General features: G+C 64.5%; 2 protein-coding genes and 2 pseudogenes. 2 read left to right on the top strand and 2 right to left on the bottom strand.

The features are described from left to right. Positions 1-314 (bottom strand): hypothetical protein (locus AX750_RS26740; protein WP_210173040.1); only part of this gene is annotated, 314 nt, incomplete at its 3' end. Between the two features lie 164 nt (positions 315-478). On the opposite strand from AX750_RS26740, the pseudogene AX750_RS13790 reads away from it, so the two are divergent. Further along, positions 479-736 (top strand): annotated as a pseudogene (locus AX750_RS13790) (transposase); the annotation flags it as partial. Between the two features lie 243 nt (positions 737-979). Here the strand turns inward: AX750_RS13790 and AX750_RS13795 are convergent. After that, positions 980-2,032 carry an IS110 family transposase gene (locus AX750_RS13795; protein ID WP_067254462.1) on the bottom strand — a complete coding sequence of 351 codons (1,053 nt, stop codon included), beginning with the start codon at positions 2,030-2,032 and terminating at the stop codon, positions 980-982. A 67-nt stretch (positions 2,033-2,099) separates the two neighbouring features. Here AX750_RS13795 and AX750_RS13800 point away from each other — a divergent pair. Continuing rightward, positions 2,100-2,648, top strand: a pseudogene (locus tag AX750_RS13800) (IS3 family transposase); the annotation flags it as partial. Positions 2,649-2,856 lie beyond the last annotated feature (208 nt).

Consider the following 2,856-nt stretch of genomic DNA (forward strand, 5'->3'; position numbering starts at 1 on the left):
ACCCCCGTTGAATTGGTCCACCCTGAAGTATGTCTTTTGGCAGACAGGAGGACCGAGTGGTCAGGAAAACTTCGGTTGGGGCCGGAGCGGCGGCGAGCGCGCTTGATCGCTTGATGGCCTGCATGACCTGATCGAGTGAGCGCCGATTGAGACGCGCCTTTTCCCGATTTCGAACGCAGCGAAGGGTGTGGCATGACCTGCCCGATGTGAAGCTTGCCGGGGCGCTGGATGACCACGCCTCGTTCCGGTGTCAAACGGCCCTTTAATTGCGGGTGATCGTCAATGCGGTTTGGCATTGCCGTCACCGGGGTCATGGTCCTTTTCGAGGTCAGATGCCTGATGATGCAGTTTGGGCCGGGCGCCTCAACGCGTGCAACGACGTTCGAATGACGTCAGCCGTTGACCGAGGTCGTGACGTGACCCCCTGAAACTCCTCCACGGATAGCTAGAGTCCGCCCCCAGGACGAGGGACGGACGGATGAAGAAGTCACGGTTCACGGAAGAGCAGATCATCGCGATCCTGCGCGAGCAGGAGGCGGGCGTGGCGACCGCGGAGGTCTGCCGGAAGCACGGCGTCAGCTCAGCGACGTTCTACAAATGGAAGGCCAAGTTCGGCGGGCTCGACGTCTCGGAGGCGCGGCGTCTGAAGGGCCTTGAGGACGAGAATGGCCGGCTGAAGCGGATGCTGGCGGACGCGATGCTCGACAACGCCGCGCTGAAGGATCTCCTGGGAAAAAATGTATGGTCCGCCCCGTCGTTGCAAGGTTCAGGTTCGGTCTGACGATCCAGTCTGCATAAATGTATCCGGCCTCTCGCGAGTGGGCTGTTTTTGCAGCCAGGCCATGATGAGATCCGCGCGCCCCGTTCTCGAATAACTGGCTCGGGCTGAAAGCCCGCTTTTTTGCCCAGAGTTTACGGTGCGCCGATCAACTGTCTCGTCATCACTATCCCGTGCCTCGCAGCTGGTCGAAGGCGTGGATCAGGCTGCCACCGGCCCACGCCGCTCGTAGGTTGCGCCCGGCTTGGTGATCACCACCCAGGCGAAGCGGGCCATCTTGGCGGCGAGCGCCACGGTGGCCTTGTTGTTGTGCATCCGGCTCTGCAAGCCGTCGATCCAGCTCCCGAGCCGATCGCGGGACCGGTCCAGATGGAGCAGGCACGATCGGGCACCGTGGATGAGGAGGCGTCTCAGATACGAGCTCCCTCGCTTGCTGATGCCTAGCAAGGTCGTCTTGCCGCCGGTTGAGTACTCCCGCGGCACGAGGCCGATCCAGGCCGCCATGTCGCGGGCCTTGCGGAACTGCAGACCCCGACCGGCCGCCGCCAGCAGAGCTGTCGCGGCGAGCGGCCCGATGCCTGGCACCGTCATCAGGCGGCGCGCCGTATCGTCGGCCGCAGCGACGTCCTCGATCTCTCCGGTGACCTCCTTGATCCGGCCCTCGAGGTTCTTGACGTCGTCGAATAGCTCGGTGAGCAATCGCCGCATCGCCGGGCTGAGGTCATTCTCCTTGTCGGCAACCACGCGGGGAAGGTCGGCTTTGAACTTCCCTGCTCCCTGATGCATCGCGATCCCGTACTCGAGGCAAAAAGCCCGCATCTGGCAGATCACGCGCGTGCGCTGGGCAACGAGGCGATCGCGGACGCGGTGAAGCGCTTGCAGGTCGACCTGCTCCGGTGATCGGATCTCGACGAAGCGCATCGTCGGGCGTGTCACGGCCTCGGCGATCGCCTCGGCGTCGATGATGTCGTTCTTGTTGGACTTCACGTACGGCTTCACGAACTTGGCCGGGACGATGCGCACCGTATGTCCGAAAGCCTTCAGCTTGCGGGCGAGCCACTGGGAGCCGGGACAGGCTTCCATCCCAATCACGGTCCGCGCTGCGCGCTCGAAGAACTGCAGCAGCGTGTCCCGCCGGAATGTAGCGCGCTGGATTGGCGCCCCGGTGCCGTCCAGCCCGACGACGTGGACGGTGTTCTTGCCGATGTCGATCCCGAAGACAGCCGCGTCACGGGGCTTGTTGCGCTGGGTCATGCTGGTCTCCTCTTCGCACGATGCCTCGATAGAATGAGGCGGGGAGACGGGGCGGACCATCCCATTAGTGGTGACGCCCGCCGAGCGACGGGAGGCTGTGGCGTATCTTGCCAAGGCCTTCGAGATGAGCGAGCGGCGGGCGTGCCGGGTGGTCGGCGTGGATCGGACGAGCGTGCGTTACGAAGGGACGCGTCCCGACGACGCCATGCTGCGCAGGCGGCTGAAGGAGCTTGCGGCCGAGCGACGCCGCTTTGGCTATCGGCGACTGCACGTCCTGTTGAAGCGGGAGGGCCATGTGGTCAACCGCAAGCGCGTTCAGCGGCTCTATCGCGAGGAGAAGCTGACGGTGCGCCGGCGCGGTGGCCGCAAGCGAGCGATGGGAACGCGGCGGCCGATCGAGACAGCGGTCGCGCCGAACCAGCGCTGGAGTCTGGACTTCCTGTCCGATCAACTCACCGACGGGCGCCGCTTCCGTATCCTCGCCGTGGTGGACGACTGCACGCGGGAATGCCTGGCGCTCGCGGCCGACACCTCGCTGTCCGGTCTGCGGGTCGCGCGCGAGCTCGACGACATCGTTCGCCGGCGCGGACGACCGACGATTATCGTCAGCGACAACGTCCTATGTCAGGAAGCAGCTTTGGGCTTTTGGCCAACAGGTCTCATCGCGTCGCCAATGCGCCGACGTCGGCATTAAGCTGATCCAGATGGTTTCCACCGTCAACGGGATCGCTCCCAGCCATAGCAAACACAGGATCCAGCGGCGCTGACGCGGCCGTGGTCCTCACCGTCCTCAAGACGAGATACGCACCCAGGTGGAAGGCCCG

This window comes from Methylobacterium sp. CCH7-A2, from assembly GCF_001557075.1.
GTDB lineage: Bacteria > Pseudomonadota > Alphaproteobacteria > Rhizobiales > Beijerinckiaceae > Allobosea > Allobosea massiliensis.